Genomic DNA, 17,702 nt, shown 5'->3' on the forward strand with positions numbered 1-17,702 from the left:
AAAAAAGCGGCAGAAATTGCCGCCCTGCGGATTTTGCCGCCGGCGATTTCTGCCGCTTTGCCTATTCGTCGTCTTGCTCTTCTTGATATTTTTTGAGTTTATCCCGCAGCGTTCGTTCACCCATGTCCAGCATTTGGGCGGTTTTTCGGCGATTTCCCTCCAGGTGGGCCAAGGTGTGCAGAATAGCCTTTTTCTCGATCTGCTCGAGGGTTTCCCCTACGTAGATGGGGATCAGTTTTTGCTTGCCCGTGACTTGCTTGGGCTGCGTGCTGTGCAGATCCTTTGGCAAATCCCGTTTTTCGATCAATGGCGAGCTGGTGAGGGCAATCGCGCGTTCCACGATGTTTTGCAGCTCTCGGATGTTGCCGGGAAAATCGTAGCTCTCCAGCGCCTGGAGCGCCTCCTGCGAGATGCCGTCGATCGGTTTGCCCATGCGCTCGCTGATTTTCTTGATGAAATAGTGCACGAGCAACGGGACGTCCCCTTCTCGATCACGCAGCGGTGCGAGCTGGATCGGGATGACGTTGAGCCGGTAGTACAAATCCTCGCGAAACCGGTTCGCCTTTACTTCCTTCCACAGGTCCCGATTGGTCGCGGCGATGATCCGCACATTGATCGCTCTCTCTTCCAGTCCCCCCAGAGGAGTTACGGTTCGCTCCTGGACGACACGCAGCAGCTTGCTTTGCAGGGACATGTCCATTTCGCCAATCTCATCGAGAAAGATCGTTCCGCCGTCTGCCAGCGCGAATTGTCCCGGTTTGCTTTGCATAGCTCCTGTAAAGGCTCCCTTTTCATAGCCGAACAGCTCTGATTCCAGCAAATTATCGGGGATGGCAGCGCAGTTAACCGCCTGAAACCGCTTGTTTCTGCGTCGCCCCTGGTAGTGAATCGCGCGGGCGACAATTTCTTTGCCCGTGCCGCTTTCGCCGTTGATCAAGACGCTGGAATCGATGTCTTTGACCTTGTCGATCAAGTCAAGCGTCTGCTGCATGGCTTTGCTGCTTCCGATCAGACCGGAGTTGTCGGATAGCTTGTCGAGCTCTTCGCTTAGCCATTTGACGCGCGTTTGCAGCTGGTAGAACTCTTCCGCTTTGGAGAGCAGAATGTCCAGCTCGTCCATCATCAGGGGCTTGGTCAAATAGTAAAACGCACCGTGCCGCATAGCCTCTACGGAGGAAGAGATGCTTCCAAAGGCGGTCATCATAATCACGACAGTGTCTGGGGATAGGCGCTTGATTTCCTTGAGCACTTCGGTCCCGTCATGAGCACCGATTTTTAAGTCTAACAGGACCAGCGCTACTTCGACTTGCTGCAGATACGCGAGAGCTGCTTCTGGATCGGTAAACGTGTTGACGTGATACTTTTCCTCGAGGGCAAACTCAAGTGACTGACAGATCGCTGGTTCATCATCAATAACGAATAGATGGTGCATAAGAGCCACCCCCTTCTCTTTCATCCTGTGGCATAGGCAAGCGAATGATCATGGTAGTCCCGTGACCGAGGTGACTGGTCAGGTCGATGGTGCCGCCGTTCTCTTTGAGCAATTGGTAGGTGATCGACAGCCCGAGTCCTACCCCGTTTGCCTTGGTACTGAAAAATGGCTCGAAAATGCGGTATTTATCCTCGGGAGACATGCCGTGGCCGTTATCTGCTACTTCGATGACTCCCATTTGCCCTTCGGAATAGCCGCGAATGTCCAGCTTTCCTTGCTCGTCCATGGATTCAATGGCGTTGAGCACAATGTTGATCCAGATCTGCTTGGTCTGATTGACGTCAGCTACGATGCACAGCTCAGACGGTAAGCTCGTGGTTACGCGAATGTTTTTTTCTTTGATTTTTTGGCTGCACAAAGCAAGCACTGCCTCCATAAGTTCATCCGCACGGAAGCGAGACGGGTTTGGCGGCTTGGGACGTGCATACTCCAACAGGTCGTTCACCAGATCGTTGAGCCGCAGAATCTCGTTGGGCACTTGCTGGGCGAAGAAATCACGGAATTTCGGGTTGTCAAACTTGGTTGGCAAAAGCTGCGTATACGTGAGGATGGATGTAAGCGGATTGCGAATCTCGTGGGCGATGCCTAAAATGAGCTGTCCCAATGAACGCAGTCTGTGCTCGCTCTCCAGCTTTTTATCCATATCCTTTTGCTTGGTCACATCCTGGAAGTTGATGATGACGCCTGTGATTTCCTTTGCTTTGTTGAAAATAGGGAAAATATTATACCGGATCACCAGCTGTTTGGCCTGCCCGTCTACTTGCTGCTCCCAGATGATCTCTTGCTCCAGATACGTACTGCCCTCTCGCAGCACATCGTCTACCTGGCTTTCAGGAATAAACTCTGCAAGAATCGTTCCGTTCATCGGCATGCCGATAAGAGGATGCTTCACTTGCAGGAAATGCACAGCTTTGCTGTTCATCAAAAAAATTTTGCCCGAGTGGTTCAACGTCACATAAAAGCTGTATGTGCTATTGAGCAGCTGCTGCTGAAACTGCACGTTTTCCTCGAGGAGCGTCATCTTTTCTTCCAATTGGCGGTTGATGGTATGAATTTGAGCCGTACGCCTTTTGACTTCCTTTTTGAGCATGCGGTTCCACCATAGGATTCCCATGACGATCAGAAGGCCGATGCCAGAGCCCCACTCGAGATAAAGGCGCAGGCGCTCCATATTCAGCGTGCTGGGCATGATGTATTCGCCAAACCATTTGCGCTCGATTTTGTCGTACGTGCCATTTTGCTTGATTTTGGATATCGCCTTGTTGATCTCAGTCAAAAGCTGCGCGTTCTTCGGGAGGACAGCCACACCATAGTCGGTGGGATTGATCGGATCGCCTACGATTTTGATTTGGCCTTGCTGGTTGTTTCTCTGCAGAAAGTATTGACCCGTGATGCGATTTCCTACGAATGCATCTACTTGTCCGTCCAGGAGCAGCTGTACGGCTTCTTCCTGGCTGTCTGTCTCGATAAACTGGATGAGGCGATGATCCCGCAGCTGGTCGATGGCGATGTCCCCTTTTTGGATGGACACCTTTCGACCGTTCAGATCGCCGAGCTCAAAGATGTGCATGTTTTCTTTGCGGACAAAGATTCCCTGCGAGCTTAAGAAGTAAGGGTTGGAGAAATCGTACACCTTGTCACGAGCCGGACTGTATTTCATGCCTTGTATGGCATCGACCTGTCCGTCGCGCAGCGCTTCGAGAGCTTCGTTCCAGGGCAGAGGAACAAATTCAATTCGCATGCCGGTTTCGATGGAGATGGCGTTCATGATGTCGACGTTAAATCCGCTGAAGACGCCGGACGAGCCGAAGTATTCAAAAGGGGGGAAGTTGTTGTCACCTGCAATACGGATGACTTTGTCCTGCTGGACTTCGCTGGGAACCGTCATGCCCATGAGGAACAGCAGCAAAAGTCCTGCCAGCACGCCGAGCCCAGCTTTTTTTAGGTGAAGCATCTCATCACCGCCGTTCACGATACTTATTGTTGAAAAGGATAAAGTGTTGTTGAACGAAAAACAAGCACGCAGATATGCAAAAAGGCCATCCGCAGGAGCGGACAGCCGCGTATAACGTTGTGATTACGCTTGTAGATAGCGGAGTAAGATTCCTTCGACATGCTGCAGATGATCCTTCATGCGAGCCTGCGCCAAATGGGCATCCTGATCTTTCAAAGCCTGAAAAATAGCCCGGTGCTCCTCGTAAAACTGCTGGGAGACAGCCTGGTTCGCATAAATTTCTACCCTGCGTGTTTCCCGGATCACCAGCTCCAGATGGGATGCGATCGTTTCAAACAGCTGAACCATAATCGAGTTGTGGGTAGAGCGTGCGAGCGTAGAATGAAAGCGCAGATCCGTACTTTCGCCAACCTCTTCGTTGCCCATATGCTGGGACATTTCTGTCAAAATCTGCTCGAGCAGGAGCAAGTCCTGTTCGTCGCGTTTGACGGCAGCGATGGCTGCATTGGAAACCTCCAGAGATTTTCGCACTTCCAGAAGCTCCAGAATGGTTTGTTTGTTGGCGAGCAAGGGCTGAAGGTCTGGAAGCAGTGTCGGGGACGGGAGGGAAGTGCTCTTGACCGTGCAGTTGCCACCCTGGCGAATATCGATGAGCCCCATGGCTTTCAAGGCACTCAAGGCTTCTCGCGTTGTTGAACGTCCTACACCGAACTGTTCCGAGAGGTCCTTGGTAGAGGGAAGCTTATCCCCGGGTGCAAGCCCTCCGCTGAGAATGAGCTCTTTGATTTGCTCGATGATATGCTCGTAATGATTTTTCTTGGCCAGCTTTGAAAGGTCCATCTCGACACTCCTGTACATTCCTTTTGAATAGCAACATTGTAGCATACAAAGCCAGGCAGGGAGGTGGGGACAAAGTGGCCTTTATCCGATCAGCAGGGCAAAGACGACACCAGGTCCGTGAACGCCGATAGTCAGATCGTTCTCGATATCCGCAGAACGGCTGGGACCGGAGATGAAGTGAATACCTGCGGGAAATTGCTTGCGTGGCCGTCCGTCAAAGGTGGCTAAGGCTTCACCCAGTCGTGTCTTCAATCGCTCGACGGGAATGATCGCGATAAAAACAGTAGGGAGGAGGCTAACGGATCGACCCGTGTTGCCAGAGGACGTGACGACGATGCTGCCCGTATGTGCGACTGCTTGATCCACCAGCGCGATTCCGATATCGGCACTGGCTGCCTGCGAGATCAGCTCGTCCCGATTGCCAGGACTCCACGTCGCTACTTGGCAGGTGGGAAGCTGCTCTTTGAGGCGCAGGGCCAAAAGCTCCGGCTGGTTTTGCTGCAGGATTTGACGGGCTTTCAGCGACTGTGCATGATCGACGATGAACTGCTTGACCTGTGCCATCGTGCTGAAGCGATGGGAGTGACCCCCTGCCTTTGCCCAGTTGTCACGGAATAGCTCGATGCGCTGCTCGAGATCCAGCTCGTACTTTTTCCAGAAGGCAGGTGCACCTTTGAAAGGATGCGGCGGCTTTTCTGTAGGCATCGGGCGTCCCAAGCGGTTGGAGATCATTTGGATGAAAGCTTGCTGTTGTTCGCTCATGAGTGCGAGCCCCCTTTTCCACGCTGGGTGCGTTCCTTTTCCAGCCGTGCCTTGATCGTCTCGTCCATTTCCCTGCGAGTCTGTTGCAGCTCCTGATCGAGCGAGTGCCATTGCTCGCGGAACGATTGGGCAGGCAGTCCGGGTGTATGACGGTATTGATTCCAGCCCTTCAACGGACCGATTTTTGCTTTGATCACATTGTCTGTCAGCAGCAGCTTCTGCCCTACTCGGCCGAGTCTGAGTACACGGCGCAGACGCTTCGGATTGGCCATGATATACGCATAGCCCTTCATGCCGATGCTTTCCTCGGCTGCTTTATGTCCCTCTTTTACTTTGCGATTACGCAGGTACACGAGCATATCGTGGAGAGGAATTTTCACAGGACACGCCTCATAGCAGGCACCGCACAGGCTGGAGGCGTTGGCGATGTCATCCCACTCCGCGACGTTTTTTTGCAGGGCCGGCTTGAGTACCGCTCCGATCGGCCCGCTGTATGGCCCGCCGTAGGAGTGTCCGCCGATCTGCCGGTATACCGGGCAAGCGTTGAGGCAGGCACCGCAGCGGATGCAGTTCAACAGCTCCTGAAAATCGGGATCGCCCAGCTGCAAGGAGCGCCCGTTGTCGACGATGATGATGTGCATTTCTTCGGGACCGTCGCTATCTGCTTCCCGTCTGGGGCCGCTGATCCCGGACATATAGACGGTCAGCTTCTGGCCGGTTGCCGAGCGAGGGAGCAAAGTCGCCATGACCTCGAGATCGTCCCACGTCGGGATAATGCGCTCCATCCCCATCAAAGTGATTTGAGTCTTCGGGACCGTACTGACCATGCGCGCATTTCCTTCGTTTTCAAACAGGACGATGGAGCCGCTCTCTGCGATCGCAAAGTTGCAGCCGGTCATGCCGATGTCGGCCTCGAGGAACTTCTCGCGCAGCTTTTTGCGGACAAAACCGGCGAGGATGGTGGTGTCGGGAGGTAATGTCTCCCCTGCTTCCTTGGACAAGAGCTCTGCGATTTGCTCCCGGTTTTTATGGATGGCGGGAATGATGATATGAGAAGGCATTTCGTGTGCCAGCTGGATGATGTATTCACCCAAATCGGTTTCAATCGATTCCATGCCCTCTTTTTCCAGCGTTTCGTTAATATGGACTTCCTCGGAAACCATGGATTTGGATTTGACGACGGTACGTGCCTGGCGTTTTTGTGCGATCCCGAGTGTGATGCTGGCAGCCTCGGCGGCGGTGGCAGCGAAATGGACCTGTACGCCATTGGCTTTCGCATTTTCGATGAACTGGTTCAGGTAGTAGTCCAGATGGGCGATGGTATGCAACCGGATTTGCCGCCCACGCTCACGCCATTCCTCCCAGTTTCCCTGCTCGCTCGATGCTTGTCTTTTGCCGTCCCGCAGCTTCTCTGTGGTGTACTTTACGGCATTTCGCAAAAATTCATCGTTTAGCGCCACTTTGGCCCGTTCCGTGACAGATACCCCTTTACTGGTGCTCATTCGCCATCATCCCTTCGTACAGCAGCTCTGCCAGATGCATCACCCGCACAGGCTTTCCCCGGAAGCGCAGATTGCCGGAGATGTTCATCAGACAGCCGAGATCCAGCCCGACCAATACTTCTGCTTCCGTCTCGAGAACGTGGTCCGCTTTTTCCGTGACCATCGCCCCGCTGATATCACTCATTTTCACTGCGAAGGTACCGCCGAAGCCGCAGCAATCCTCAGCGAAAGGCAGCGGAACCAGATCCAGACCCTTTACCTGTTCCATCAGCTGCAAAGGCTCTTGCTTGATTCCGAGCAGTCGGCTTCCATGGCAGGAAGGATGGTAAGTGACCTTGTGCGGGAAGACAGCGCCAAGATCGGTAATCCCCAGGACGATTACGAGAAATTGGGTAAATTCGTACGTCTTTTCCCGAAGCGCATTGGCTTTCGCGAGCAGCTGGGGGTCATTTTCAAACAGCTTTGGGTAGTAATGATGAATCATGCCTGTACAGGAGCCGGAGGGAGAAATGACGTAGTCACTGTCGGCAAAAGCTTGGATCAAGGTCTGGGCGGATGTCCTCGCTTCGTCCCAATACCCGCTGTTAAATGCGGGCTGACCACAACAGGTCTGTGCTTCCGGAAAATGGACCTCTATGCCGTAGCGAGCTAGAATGCGAACCATGGCCTCCCCTACACGTGGATAGAGGGCATCGCTCAAACAGGTGATAAAGAGTGAGACTTTCACGGATCCACCTTCTCGATTGGTATTTTTATACTTATCAGCTTATCATACATGTTGAAGAATGAATAGTCAGATAATAAGTAATGGATAGGCTTGGCTTAGCCCAAAAGCTTGGCTAAGCCAAGTTTTCTAGCACAGTAAGAACCAAGGGTTCTTAACCAGTACAAGTGCAACTAAGGCTTAGCCCAAAAGCTTGGCTAAGCCAAGTTTTCTAGCACAGTAAGAACCAAGGGTTCTTACCCAGTACAAGTGCAACTAAGGCTTAGCCCAAAAGCTTGGCTAAGCCAAGTTTTCTAGCACAGTAAGAACCAAGGGTTCTTAACCAGTACAAGTGCAACTAAGGCTTAGCCCAAAAGCTTGGCTAAGCCAAGTTTTCTAGTGTACACTGGTCATATTCGAATGTCAGAACCGTGCATCGGAAAAGTGGGTAAAGAGGGCGTTGATGATGGCCAAACAAAAAATGAACATCAATGAGCTGTATGCGGTGACAGGGAAAATTCTGGTCGAAAAGGGCTATGCAGGCTTTCATTTCAAACTGGTATCCGATCAACTCAACGTGAGTCGAAGCACCATTTACGAATATTTTTCCAACAAGGACGAGCTGATCGCTTCCTTGATGGTTCATCTAATGGATACGATCATGGCGGAATACGAGGGACTTGACCGCATTTCTGAACCTCTGGAAAAGCTGAGAAGGATCTTCGACTCGTTTATGAAATACGCACATCTTCATCAGATCTTGCTGTTTGCACCATTCGTGAACGGCGAGTCTTCCCCGAGCGTCAAAAAAGATCTCGTCACCTTGCGACAGCAGCACCATACGTTGACCCGTGTGCTGACAGAGGTAATCGACGCTTGCAAAGAAGCGGGATCGATCCGCCAAGATATTCCGAGCAGTCTGGTGGCAAGCCTGCTTTTTCAATCGATCCAGATTCCGAAGAACAAGACCATTGAGGATGCCGAATGGAGTGAGATGATTTTCCGGGTCTTACTCGAGGGATACGGTACAAGGGATAGATAAGGTGTTGCATTTTAAAAGCTGGTACTAGTCTCGAATCTAAAAAAGCCTTGCCCTCACACAGCACGTGAGAGGCAAGGCTTTTCCTATAGGGGGATTATTTTTTAAAGAAAGCTTCCGCTTCATCCATCGCCATCTTGTTTCCAATCGCTGAGTAATCCAGCCAAGGCTGTGCGCCAATGGTGTAGATCTGATTCTTTTTCACGGCTGTCAGGCCTTGCCAGAGTGGATTGGCCTGCAGCTGATCGTACACCTTTTTGGCTTCGTCACCAGCGTTGACTACCACGAAAATCGCATCTGCATCAAAGTCTGGCAAGACTTCCTGAGAAATGACCTCGTAGGCTTTGTCGATTTTTTCTACGCCATTGGCAGGCTGCAAGCCGAGATCTTCAAACAGGATCGGTCCCATCGGGCGCTTCATGCCAAAAACGCGCAGCTCCTTGGCGGTTACACGGATGGCCATGACCTTTGCTCCGTCGCCGAGCTTGTCGTGAATGAGTCCTTTTACGCGCTTGGTCTGCTCTTCGTAGTCGGCAATGAACTTCTCCGCCTCTGCTTCGCGTTTAACGAGCGCCCCGGTCTTCTTCAGCGTATCTCTCCATGTCCCCTCATCTAGGTTGAAAACATGGGTTGGAGCGATCTTTTCAAATTTGGCTACGTCTTTTCCAGAGTAAGCTTCATCCAGGTAAATGACGTCAGGTTTTAAGGCGAGCACGGCTTCCATGTCGGGATCGGTCACGACTCCAAGCGGCTTTGTATCCTTGAGGCGGTCAGCTACGTGAGGCAAAAAGGCTTTGACGTCTCCGCCGATGACAGAACCAACAGGTGTAATGCCCAATGCCAGCAGGTTGTTGGTCAAGTGAATGGACATCGAAGCGATTTTTTGGTCAGCTCCTGATTTTGGGGTTTCCGTTGTAGCTTGTGCACTGGCAGCGGAAGCATTTTGTGCAGGTGCACTTTGCTGGGGAGCAGATTGGCCGCAAGCGGCTACGGTGAGCAGGGACAGAATGCTCATGGCGGTAATCATCAATTTTTTCATCGTTTATCCTCTACCTATCCAAAATTATTTTGTTTTTGCCAACAAATATAGAAAATACGGGGCGCCGACTGCTGCGACGACGACGCCGGCAGGAATCGCATTGGGCTGGAAGATTGAGCGTCCGATCGTGTCTGCTGCCACAAGAATAACCACACCGATCATCCCGGCAATCGGAAGCATGTACTGGTGCAGGGGTCCAACCAGTCTACGCGCGAGATGAGGGGCGGCAAGTCCGATAAAGCCAACGCCGCCTGCCATCGAGACGCATACGCTCGCGAGCGCTACGGCAGTACCCAACAATAAGAAACGTTTACGCTGTACAGGTGCCCCGATGCCGGTCGCCACTTCATCTCCGAGCAGCAAAGCGTCCAAAACCTTGGATTGGAGCCATGCGTAAGGGACGAGAAGGACAATCCACGGCAAAAGGGCGAGGACGTTTGCCCATTCTCTTCCCCAGACATTACCGGCAAGCCATCTGGCGGCAAAAGCGTACGTTCCTTCGTCCAACCGCAGCGAGAGGAACAAAGTAATGGCGCTGAAACCGGCAGCGAGCGCAATCCCGACGAGAATCAGACGGATGGGAAGCACCCCTTTATGGCGGTCGTACGCGAGCAGCACGATCAGCACAGCGACCAAGACGGCACCTGCGAACGTGAACAAGGGCAAGACGAGCGAAATCATCCCTTCCAGGGAACGGAAGAGGCTGACGAACACGACCAACCCAAAAGCGGCACCCGCATGAAGTCCCAGCACACCGGGATCGGCAAGCGAATTCCGATAGAGCCCCTGGAGGATGGCACCTGAAATACCGAGCCCCATCCCAGCCAATATCGTGATCACGATTCGCGGCAGACGATACTCGAACAACACCAGGGAATCGTCCTCACTGCCTAAACCCACCAGCGTCCGAAGCACCTCATAAGGGGAGAGACGGATCGAACCCGTATGCAGGCTGTACAAAATGACGCAAACGCAGATCAAAATCAGCCAGATCCCTACGTGCATGACTCGTTTTTTCCAAGCGATTTCTTGCTGGTTCATTTAGTAGCTCCCCCTTTCCCGACGCGCAAGATAGAGGAAAAAGGGAACGCCGACCATCGCTACCATGACACTGATGGCAAGCTCCTTCGGTGGATTGACCATCCGTGCACCCAGATCAGCGAGTACAAGCAGGACGGCCCCCATGACTGCGGAGAGTGGAACGATCAAACGGTAATCCACACCCACCAGCTTGCGTGCCATATGAGGGATGACGAGTCCGACAAAGCCGATGGACCCGACTGCCGATACGGAGACACCCGCCAGAATTACTGACACGATGATGGCGATGACTTGTACCCGCTTGGTCTTGATGCCCAGATTGCTCGCAACATCGTTTCCCAGGGCCATGGCAGAAATCGAGCGCCCTAGAAGCGGAGTCCACAGAAGCGTCAAGAGGATCACGGGAGTTAACCACTGCAGATGCATCCACTTGATCCCTGCCAGCCCACCTGCATACCAGAAGGCCAGGTCCTGACTCAGCTCAAAATAGATCGCGATCCCCGAGCTGAGCGAGTGGAGCAGGGCGGCTACGACGGAACCCGCGACGGTCAGGCGCAAAGGGGTCAGTCCGCCCGGTGTGGACGACCCGAGCAAAAAGATAAACACCGTGCTCATTACAGCGCCAAGAAACGAGACAACCATCAGCCAGGAGTAGGGCAGGTTGGGAAAAAAGGCAAAGCTGAGTGCTACGACAAAAGTCGCTCCTGCATTGACGCCCAAAATGCCTGCGTCTGCGAGAGGATTGCGGGTCACACCTTGCATCAGTGCTCCAGCCACTCCGAATGCGGCACCGATCAGGGCAGCACCAAGCACACGAGGCAGACGCAGCTCGTGAATGATTTGGTGGCTGGTGTCAGACGGATCGTAGTTGATCAGCGTGGTCCATACGGTCGAGAGCGTAATCTCTTTCGCGCCGTAAGAGATGGCCAGAAACATGGACATCAGCAGAGCGGCGACGGCGAGTAGGAATACGGTGGAAAAGACGGTTCCTTTCATATGCGCGGTCCTTGTGGATTAGAATGAGAATCATTATCTCTTGGAACTATTGTAAAAACCAAGACGGCGGTCGTACATGTCATAAATGAAGATTTTTCTCCTTGGACTTTTCTAAACGTTTCGGCAGGATGGCATACTTATAGACTGACATTGTTTGTCGGCGACGTGAGGAGATCGACTGCCATGTCCAATTGGCGCTCCAGTGAGTAGGGAGCATAAACCTTCCATTGATCCCATTCGAGAAAGCAATAGCGATTGGCGATGACAGCAGGATGACGCTGCCAGGCTGCATTCGATTGCAAAAGCTTCCATTGCTTTTCCGCTTCCTCACGCGATGGTACGACCATGAACAAATAGTCCGATTCGTACTGATCCAGCTCATCGATCGAGATGGCAACCCATGTGAGCATCTTTCCGTTGTTATGCTTCTGCATCTCTGCTTGCATTCGCGCAGGGGGCAGCATTTGCAGGGAACGGTAAAACACATGTCCGATATTGCGTGCTCCGTACATTCGCCAGCCCGTTTCCCGCAGGACGCAAATGGCAACGGTACGCTTGTCGCCGATGTGGTCGGCCACGAGCTGATGCGCTTTCTCGGCCTTTTTCTCGTACTGATCGATCCATTCCTGAGCAGCTTCCTGCTTGTTCACGATGCCGGCGATCATCTGCAAGTGGCCAAAAACATCCATGGTGGTCCACGGTATGGTAACAATGGGAGCGATGTCACCCAGGTTTTCGCGCGCTTTCACAGAGACGTTATCCTTGCACAAAATCAGGTCCGGGTCCAGCTTTAAAAACGCTTGCCTGCTGATCTCCCAAGGGTCTGAGGCATGAAAGGGAAGCATCAAGCTTTTGACGGCGGCGGGAAAGTATTTGTGCGTTTGAGCGGCACAAGGAACGACTCCCAGGGTCAGCAGATGCTCCGTGTAGGGGAACGAGAGCGAAATCATCTTGGCAGGAAGCTGCTTGGAGTAGGTAGTGGGCGCATAGCCACTGGAGGTTTTAAAACGGCGACTGAAATAGAATTCATCGATATAGCCGACTTCGCGTGCAACATCTTTGACCTTTTTATCAGAGACGAGCAGCATTTCCTTTGCTTTGTTCATTCGTAGATTCGTGAGGAATTCATAGGGAGTCTTGTTCATTTTCTGCTTGAACAAATGCGAATAGTAAGCAGGATGCATCCCTGCCAGCTCTCCCAGCTTTTCTACGGTGATGTCGCGGTCGTAATGCTCCTGCATGTATTGAACGGTAAGTGGCAGCCATTGCTCTGGCGCATCGGACAGCGGCGCAGCTGGCAGGTCCTCATCAGGATTCTCCAGCAAAACCAATTCAAGCAGCTCGTACAATTCATCCAGCTGATACAACGACTGGCTTCTTTTCGGGGGAGCCGATTGGCCGGAAAATTGACGGAGCAGGTACTGCACCCGGGAACCGGTCTTTTCAATCACTCCATGTAGAGGAAAGGAAAGCTCACGTTCGTAAACTCTGCGATGATCCTCGGAAACAGAGAGGCGATAGAGGTCAAAGGAAAGAGCGTGCATTTCGATCCCGTGGGAAGAGGAATGCGTGAATTCATAGCCGATCTGTGGAGGAAGCAACAGCAACGATTTGCGGGCAAATTTGGAGGAGGAGCCGTCGATGACCACCTCTCCCTTTCCTTTTGTACAGTACAGGAGAGTATGGCTCTGGACGATGTCATCGCAGCGTGGGCATTCGGGTGAGTAAGTGCGTTTGCCCGATTCTTTGATTTCTACGATCGTGTTCTGCAAGAATGGATGAATCTGTTGCTGTTGTGCCATAATGGATTTCCTTTCTTACCGGATTCCTTATTCTTAAAACAATATTATTGATAATCATTATCAATGTCAACGCCAACGCTCTAAGGGCCTTCTGAAGCATTCGTGATTGCTAGAAAGTAATGGTAAGATGAATAGAAATTTCACATGAATAAACATAGAGAGAAGGGGAACGAACATGCATTTGTTTTACAAGCAAACCTTGCAGCTGCTCGATACGGAGCTGGATCGGATCCATATAGCGCTGGATCGGCTTTCTCATGAGCAGATCTGGAAAAAGGGAAGGGAGAGCACCAACAGCATCGGAAATTTGTGTCTGCATTTGGCGGGAAACGAATATCAGAACGTAGTGAGCGGCATCGGGAGCAAGCCCTTTGTTCGTGAGCGCTCTGCGGAATTTTTGGCTATGGGGAGCTATACATCGGCACAGCTGCGCGAGCGCCTTTTTGACGTACGTGCACAGTCGCGCCAGGTGATCGAGAAATTAACGGAGGAGGACTTCCATAGAGAAGTCACGATTGCTTATCCGCCAGGGGCAGGGATCGCCTCCTATCAGAAGACAATTATGGAACTTCTTTACCATACAACTTCCCACTATTCCTATCACACAGGTCAGATTGTATACATGACGAGGATATTACAGGAAGGAGACGAGCATTTATTGCGATGGAAACATTGATCTATACACTTTTTTATGTTACTTTGTCGAAATATAATTGAAATTAGATAGGAACAACTACAAACAAAATGGAGGGTAATGTACTGTGAAAAAGTCAGCAAGAATACTGCTAGGTGCAGCATTGGCACTGTCCTTGACAATCGTGGGCTGTGGTAAGTCGGAAGGGGATCAAGCAACAGGGCAGCAGGCAGGGCAAGCAGCTGAAGCTGTAAAGGTTGATATTGGGATGTTGAAGCTGACCAGCTCGGCGCCGCTTTTTATCGGGATTGAAAAAGGCTTCTTTAAAGAAGAGAACATCGATGCGCAAGCGAAATGGTTTGAGGCTGCTCAGCCGATCGCAGTGGCAACGGCTGCAGGCAGCGTGGATGTAGGCGCAACAGGAATTACAGCCAGCCTTTACAACATGGTTGCAGGCGGACAGAAGCTGCTCATCGTTGCAGATAAAGGAAGAGAGCAGAAGGGCTACTCATCCTCGGCTTTGTTGTTCCCTAGCGATTCACCTCTTAAAAGCATTGAAGAGCTAAAGGGCAAAAAGATCGGAATCACCCAAACAGGTTCTACCTACCACTACATGGCAGGAAGACTGTTGGAAAATCACGGTTTAACCTTAAGCGATGTACAGCTCGTACCACTGAACAGCATCAAAGGTCTGATGGAAGCGCTGAAAAGCAAACAAGTCGACGCGATTTTGCTGAACGAACCAAATATCTCTACGGTAGTAGAAGAAGGCTACGGAAAAGTCATCGCACAAGTAGGCGACGAGATGGACTACCAGACTTCCGGTATTTTCTTCTCTCCGAAGCTGGCTGAAAACAAGGATGCAGCTGAGCGCTTCCTGAAAGCCTACGCAAAAGCAACTCGTTACTACTACGACGCTGTTTTGACTCAAAAGGACGGAAAAATCGTACCAGGTGCCAACTACGATGAGGTAGTCGGCATTATCGCGAAGTACACCGACCAAGAGCCGGACATGATCAAAAAAGGTCTGCCTTACATCGACCGTGATGGAAAACTGCTGGAATCCGACATCAAGACACAGGTAGATTGGTATGCAAAAGAAAAGCTGATCGACAAAGCAATCGACACGACCGAGATCGTGAACACCCAATTGCTTGAAGAAGCTGTGCAGAAGCTAGGGAAGTGAATGCAATGAGGATCGTTGTTGAAAACGTCGATAAAACGTTTGTAGACTCGAAAAAAAGAGAAGTCACTGCCCTTACGAATATCAATTTTTCTATTGAAAAAGAAGAGTTCGTGGTTCTGGTCGGACCGAGCGGCTGTGGGAAGTCCACGCTGCTGAACATCGTAGGCGGTCTGATGTCGCCGACGAGCGGAACGGTATACTTCGAAGGAACCAATGGCAAGAAGCCGAGCTTGGGGATCGTATTTCAGGAAATCGCGTTGTTTCCTTGGCGGAGCGTTTATGAAAATGTAATCTTCGGGCTGGAGGAAGCGGGAGCCAGCAAGCAGGAGCAGCAGGAAAAAGGGAAGCAATACATCGAGATGGTCGGCCTCAGCGGTTTTGAAAATGCCTATCCGAAGCAGCTGTCCGGTGGGATGAGACAGCGTGCCGGGATTGCCCGTGCACTGGCGATTGAGCCTGACCTCTTGCTGATGGACGAGCCTTTTTCCGCGCTGGATGCGCAAACGCGTACGATCATGCAGGAAGAGCTCCTGACCATCTGGAATCGTACCAAGCTGAGCACGCTCTACGTGACGCATAACATTCAGGAAGCCGTTTATTTGGCGGATCGGGTCATTGTCCTGTCGAGACATCCGGGTCAGATCAAGAGCATCATTCAGATTGACATGCCGAAGATCGGGCGGGATCAAGAGCAGTACCGCGCGCAATTCGAGCAGTATGCCGATCAGATCTGGCAGCTCATTCGCCACGATGCCCAAGAAGCATCGAGGGAGGGGTAAAATGATGTCTGAACAACGTCAAATCATAACCAACCGTGTCGCCTTTTTGGAGACAAAAATCCCAAGCTACGCAGCCGTCCTAGGGATTGTCTGCCTGCTCGTAGTCTGGGAGATTATTTGTCGACTGGAAATCGTACCACCCCTGTTTTTGCCGGCACCTACTGCCATTTTGCTGGCAGGCTGGGATATGATCGCAAGTGGTGAGCTGTATAAAGACTTGATCGCAAGTCTTTACCGGATCGGGGTTGGCTATGCGATCGGTGCGGCTCTGGGTGTCCTCGTGGGGCTCATTCTCGGGTTCTCCCGCTGGACCGATGCGATTGCGTCGCCGATCGTTTATTCGATCTACCCGATTCCGAAAATCGCTTTGCTGCCGTTGATCATCCTGTGGATGGGGATCGGTGAAATGCCAAAGATCGCGATTATCGCGCTGGGGGTCTTTTTCCCGGTAGTCATCAACACCTTTTCCGGCGTGAAGAACGTAGATCCGATGCTGATCAAGGCAGCTGTGACGTTTGGCTCCAATCATCTGAATGTCATTCGCAAGGTCATCCTGCCAGCCTCTCTGCCGATGATTTTTGCCGGTCTGAAGCTGTCTGCAGGTACGTCCCTGCTGCTCCTGGTGTCTGCCGAGATGGTAGCTGCGCAGGAAGGGATCGGTGCGATGGTTTTGCACTATGGAAACCTCATGATTACGACCAAGCTGATGGTAGGGGTATTGATTTTATCCTTGCTCGGCCTAACGTTTAATCGCGTTTTGCAATGGCTGGAGCGCAAGCTGATCCCTTGGAAATAGAAGAAAAGCAAGTAGAGTGGTCCCGAAAGCAGGGGCCACTTTTTGTATGCGAAAGGGTAGAACATTTGAGCATGGACACCAAAGTCTTTATCAAGTAAAATTATAATTGATAACAATTATCATTTTCAGTAAAATATTACCTTCTTGCGCTCCTTTAGTGAGGTGGAATTTTGGGATGAACACATTGGAAAAAATGGAGACCTTCATCGTTCTTGCGGAGTGCAGCTCCTTTACGGAGGCAGCAAAGCGATTGTACTGCTCACAGCCGACCATCAGTCACCATATCCAGCAGCTGGAGCAGCAGTTTTCTTCGCAGCTTTTTTTCCGTTCGGGAAAGCAGGTCGAGCTGACGAAGCAGGGAGAGGTCTTGCTGCAGTACGCCAAGCAAATTACCAATCTGGTCGATGAAGCTTCTATTCAGCTAAAGAGGGTCTCGCAGCAGGAGCAGGTTTTGTCTGTCTATGTGAGCAACTACATTGCCGGGTATTACTTCTCCGATATTCTCAATCAATTTCATACCATTTCACCGCAAAGACCGCTGGAGATTAACTCGTATTGCTATAGTGATTTGATTCGTTGCTTTCAAGAGGGCAGGACGCAGTATGCGCTGATGCCCATCTACCCAGAGGATGACTACATCCGCAAAAATTTTGAGACCTCCGTCCTCTTTGAAGAAGAGCTGCTGCTCGTGCTTCCCGCTGATCATTCCTGCGCAAACCGCAGACTGCTGTACGCCCGGGATCTGCAAAACGAAACGGTGCTCCTGCCAAAGAGCGAGTATTTGCAGCAGTACGTGATGGAGCATCTGGAAAGCAGGCAGGTAAAGGCGCGTTTCCTGCAGATGAGCAACTTTGAAATGATCAAGCAGGCAGTGAAATCGCACCATGGGATCGCTTTTCTTCCGCATGGAGCGGTCAAAGAGGAAATCAGGCGGGGAGAGCTGGTATACAAACCGATCTCTTCTATTCAAATCAAGAGACAGAACGGCTTCGTGTTCCGCAAAAATGCCAAGCTCACGCAGGAAGATCGTATTTTCTGCCAAAATGTGGAGCGTTATTTGCGTTCTGTATAGGACGTGTAAAGCCCCATTCAAGACCCTTCGACGTGGAGGGTCTTTTGCTTTTTGTAAGATATTAG

At 51.5% G+C, this 17,702-nt stretch carries 16 protein-coding genes; 6 read left to right on the forward strand and 10 right to left on the reverse strand.

Annotation, left to right across the window (positions count from 1 at the left end):
* Nucleotides 1-61: 61 nt before the first annotated feature.
* From ACLIN2_RS28015 to ACLIN2_RS28040, 6 genes are all read right to left on the reverse strand, one after another.
* Nucleotides 62-1,432, reverse strand: coding sequence for a sigma-54-dependent transcriptional regulator (locus ACLIN2_RS28015; protein ID WP_411502760.1), 1,371 nt, complete (start codon nucleotides 1,430-1,432; stop codon nucleotides 62-64).
* Nucleotides 1,410-3,446, reverse strand: coding sequence for a transporter substrate-binding domain-containing protein (locus ACLIN2_RS28020; RefSeq protein WP_411502761.1), 2,037 nt, complete (start codon nucleotides 3,444-3,446; stop codon nucleotides 1,410-1,412). Before ACLIN2_RS28020 ends, ACLIN2_RS28015 begins: the two co-directional genes overlap by 23 nt.
* 123 nt (nucleotides 3,447-3,569) lie before the next feature.
* Nucleotides 3,570-4,286: a FadR/GntR family transcriptional regulator gene (locus tag ACLIN2_RS28025; RefSeq protein ID WP_411502762.1), complete on the reverse strand. Its 717-nt coding sequence runs from the start codon at nucleotides 4,284-4,286 to the stop codon at nucleotides 3,570-3,572.
* 81 nt (nucleotides 4,287-4,367) lie between these two features.
* The gene (locus ACLIN2_RS28030; RefSeq protein ID WP_400583653.1) at nucleotides 4,368-5,048 is read right to left on the reverse strand and encodes a LutC/YkgG family protein; all 681 of its coding nucleotides are present in this window, start codon (nucleotides 5,046-5,048) and stop codon (nucleotides 4,368-4,370) included.
* Complete coding sequence (locus ACLIN2_RS28035; protein WP_327931113.1) at nucleotides 5,045-6,550, reverse strand: LutB/LldF family L-lactate oxidation iron-sulfur protein; 1,506 nt, start codon at nucleotides 6,548-6,550, stop codon at nucleotides 5,045-5,047. The genes ACLIN2_RS28030 and ACLIN2_RS28035 overlap by 4 nt, the downstream gene beginning before the upstream one ends.
* Nucleotides 6,537-7,277, reverse strand: a complete 741-nt coding sequence (locus ACLIN2_RS28040; protein ID WP_411502763.1) for a (Fe-S)-binding protein — start codon at nucleotides 7,275-7,277, stop codon at nucleotides 6,537-6,539. Before ACLIN2_RS28040 ends, ACLIN2_RS28035 begins: the two co-directional genes overlap by 14 nt.
* Before the next feature lie 442 nt (nucleotides 7,278-7,719).
* On the opposite strand from ACLIN2_RS28040, the gene ACLIN2_RS28045 reads away from it, so the two are divergent.
* Nucleotides 7,720-8,295 carry a TetR/AcrR family transcriptional regulator gene (locus tag ACLIN2_RS28045; protein WP_411502764.1) on the forward strand — a complete coding sequence of 192 codons (576 nt, stop codon included), beginning with the start codon at nucleotides 7,720-7,722 and terminating at the stop codon, nucleotides 8,293-8,295.
* A gap of 94 nt (nucleotides 8,296-8,389) precedes the next feature.
* Here ACLIN2_RS28045 and ACLIN2_RS28050 read toward each other — a convergent pair whose 3' ends face one another.
* The 4 genes from ACLIN2_RS28050 to ACLIN2_RS28065 form a co-directional block, all read right to left on the reverse strand.
* Complete coding sequence (locus ACLIN2_RS28050; RefSeq protein WP_411502765.1) at nucleotides 8,390-9,331, reverse strand: iron-hydroxamate ABC transporter substrate-binding protein; 942 nt, start codon at nucleotides 9,329-9,331, stop codon at nucleotides 8,390-8,392.
* A gap of 24 nt (nucleotides 9,332-9,355) precedes the next feature.
* Complete coding sequence (locus ACLIN2_RS28055; protein WP_411502766.1) at nucleotides 9,356-10,372, reverse strand: FecCD family ABC transporter permease; 1,017 nt, start codon at nucleotides 10,370-10,372, stop codon at nucleotides 9,356-9,358.
* Nucleotides 10,373-11,368 carry a FecCD family ABC transporter permease gene (locus ACLIN2_RS28060; protein WP_411502767.1) on the reverse strand — a complete coding sequence of 332 codons (996 nt, stop codon included), beginning with the start codon at nucleotides 11,366-11,368 and terminating at the stop codon, nucleotides 10,373-10,375.
* A 137-nt stretch (nucleotides 11,369-11,505) separates the two neighbouring features.
* Complete coding sequence (locus tag ACLIN2_RS28065) at nucleotides 11,506-13,170, reverse strand: helix-turn-helix domain-containing protein (protein WP_411502768.1); 1,665 nt, start codon at nucleotides 13,168-13,170, stop codon at nucleotides 11,506-11,508.
* Between the two features lie 175 nt (nucleotides 13,171-13,345).
* Between ACLIN2_RS28065 and ACLIN2_RS28070 the strand changes: the two genes are divergently transcribed.
* The 5 genes from ACLIN2_RS28070 to ACLIN2_RS28090 all read left to right on the forward strand — a co-directional run bounded on the left by ACLIN2_RS28070 (nucleotide 13,346) and on the right by ACLIN2_RS28090 (nucleotide 17,637).
* The gene (locus ACLIN2_RS28070) at nucleotides 13,346-13,846 is read left to right on the forward strand and encodes a DinB family protein (RefSeq protein ID WP_411502769.1); all 501 of its coding nucleotides are present in this window, start codon (nucleotides 13,346-13,348) and stop codon (nucleotides 13,844-13,846) included.
* Nucleotides 13,847-13,931: 85 nt separating this feature from the next.
* Nucleotides 13,932-14,990 carry an ABC transporter substrate-binding protein gene (locus ACLIN2_RS28075; protein ID WP_122960967.1) on the forward strand — a complete coding sequence of 353 codons (1,059 nt, stop codon included), beginning with the start codon at nucleotides 13,932-13,934 and terminating at the stop codon, nucleotides 14,988-14,990.
* A gap of 5 nt (nucleotides 14,991-14,995) precedes the next feature.
* Nucleotides 14,996-15,769 (forward strand): ABC transporter ATP-binding protein, encoded by a 774-nt coding sequence (locus tag ACLIN2_RS28080; protein ID WP_092271838.1) that lies wholly within the window; start codon nucleotides 14,996-14,998, stop codon nucleotides 15,767-15,769.
* 4 nt (nucleotides 15,770-15,773) lie between these two features.
* Nucleotides 15,774-16,565, forward strand: a complete 792-nt coding sequence (locus ACLIN2_RS28085) for an ABC transporter permease (protein WP_411502770.1) — start codon at nucleotides 15,774-15,776, stop codon at nucleotides 16,563-16,565.
* A gap of 175 nt (nucleotides 16,566-16,740) precedes the next feature.
* A complete protein-coding gene (locus ACLIN2_RS28090) occupies nucleotides 16,741-17,637 on the forward strand; it encodes a LysR family transcriptional regulator (protein WP_411502771.1) in 897 nt (298 codons plus the stop codon).
* Nucleotides 17,638-17,702 lie beyond the last annotated feature (65 nt).

Source organism: Brevibacillus centrosporus, from assembly GCF_046622605.1.
In the GTDB taxonomy this organism is placed as follows: domain Bacteria; phylum Bacillota; class Bacilli; order Brevibacillales; family Brevibacillaceae; genus Brevibacillus; species Brevibacillus centrosporus.

What these genes read in the sequence shown, in the direction of transcription:
- ACLIN2_RS28085 (WP_411502770.1), top strand. Translation starts at nt 15,774, where the DNA reads ATGTCTGAACAACGTCAAATCATAACCAACCGTGTCGCCTTTTTGGAG.
- ACLIN2_RS28045 (WP_411502764.1), top strand. Translation starts at nt 7,720, where the DNA reads ATGGCCAAACAAAAAATGAACATCAATGAGCTGTATGCGGTGACAGGG.
- ACLIN2_RS28070 (WP_411502769.1), top strand. Translation starts at nt 13,346, where the DNA reads ATGCATTTGTTTTACAAGCAAACCTTGCAGCTGCTCGATACGGAGCTG.
- ACLIN2_RS28080 (WP_092271838.1), top strand. Translation starts at nt 14,996, where the DNA reads ATGAGGATCGTTGTTGAAAACGTCGATAAAACGTTTGTAGACTCGAAA.
- ACLIN2_RS28030 (WP_400583653.1), bottom strand. Translation starts at nt 5,048, where the DNA reads ATGAGCGAACAACAGCAAGCTTTCATCCAAATGATCTCCAACCGCTTG.
- ACLIN2_RS28025 (WP_411502762.1), bottom strand. Translation starts at nt 4,286, where the DNA reads ATGGACCTTTCAAAGCTGGCCAAGAAAAATCATTACGAGCATATCATC.
- ACLIN2_RS28015 (WP_411502760.1), bottom strand. Translation starts at nt 1,432, where the DNA reads ATGCACCATCTATTCGTTATTGATGATGAACCAGCGATCTGTCAGTCA.
- ACLIN2_RS28050 (WP_411502765.1), bottom strand. Translation starts at nt 9,331, where the DNA reads ATGAAAAAATTGATGATTACCGCCATGAGCATTCTGTCCCTGCTCACC.
- ACLIN2_RS28035 (WP_327931113.1), bottom strand. Translation starts at nt 6,550, where the DNA reads ATGAGCACCAGTAAAGGGGTATCTGTCACGGAACGGGCCAAAGTGGCG.
- ACLIN2_RS28055 (WP_411502766.1), bottom strand. Translation starts at nt 10,372, where the DNA reads ATGAACCAGCAAGAAATCGCTTGGAAAAAACGAGTCATGCACGTAGGG.
- ACLIN2_RS28065 (WP_411502768.1), bottom strand. Translation starts at nt 13,170, where the DNA reads ATGGCACAACAGCAACAGATTCATCCATTCTTGCAGAACACGATCGTA.
- ACLIN2_RS28060 (WP_411502767.1), bottom strand. Translation starts at nt 11,368, where the DNA reads ATGAAAGGAACCGTCTTTTCCACCGTATTCCTACTCGCCGTCGCCGCT.
- ACLIN2_RS28090 (WP_411502771.1), top strand. Translation starts at nt 16,741, where the DNA reads ATGAACACATTGGAAAAAATGGAGACCTTCATCGTTCTTGCGGAGTGC.
- ACLIN2_RS28020 (WP_411502761.1), bottom strand. Translation starts at nt 3,446, where the DNA reads ATGCTTCACCTAAAAAAAGCTGGGCTCGGCGTGCTGGCAGGACTTTTG.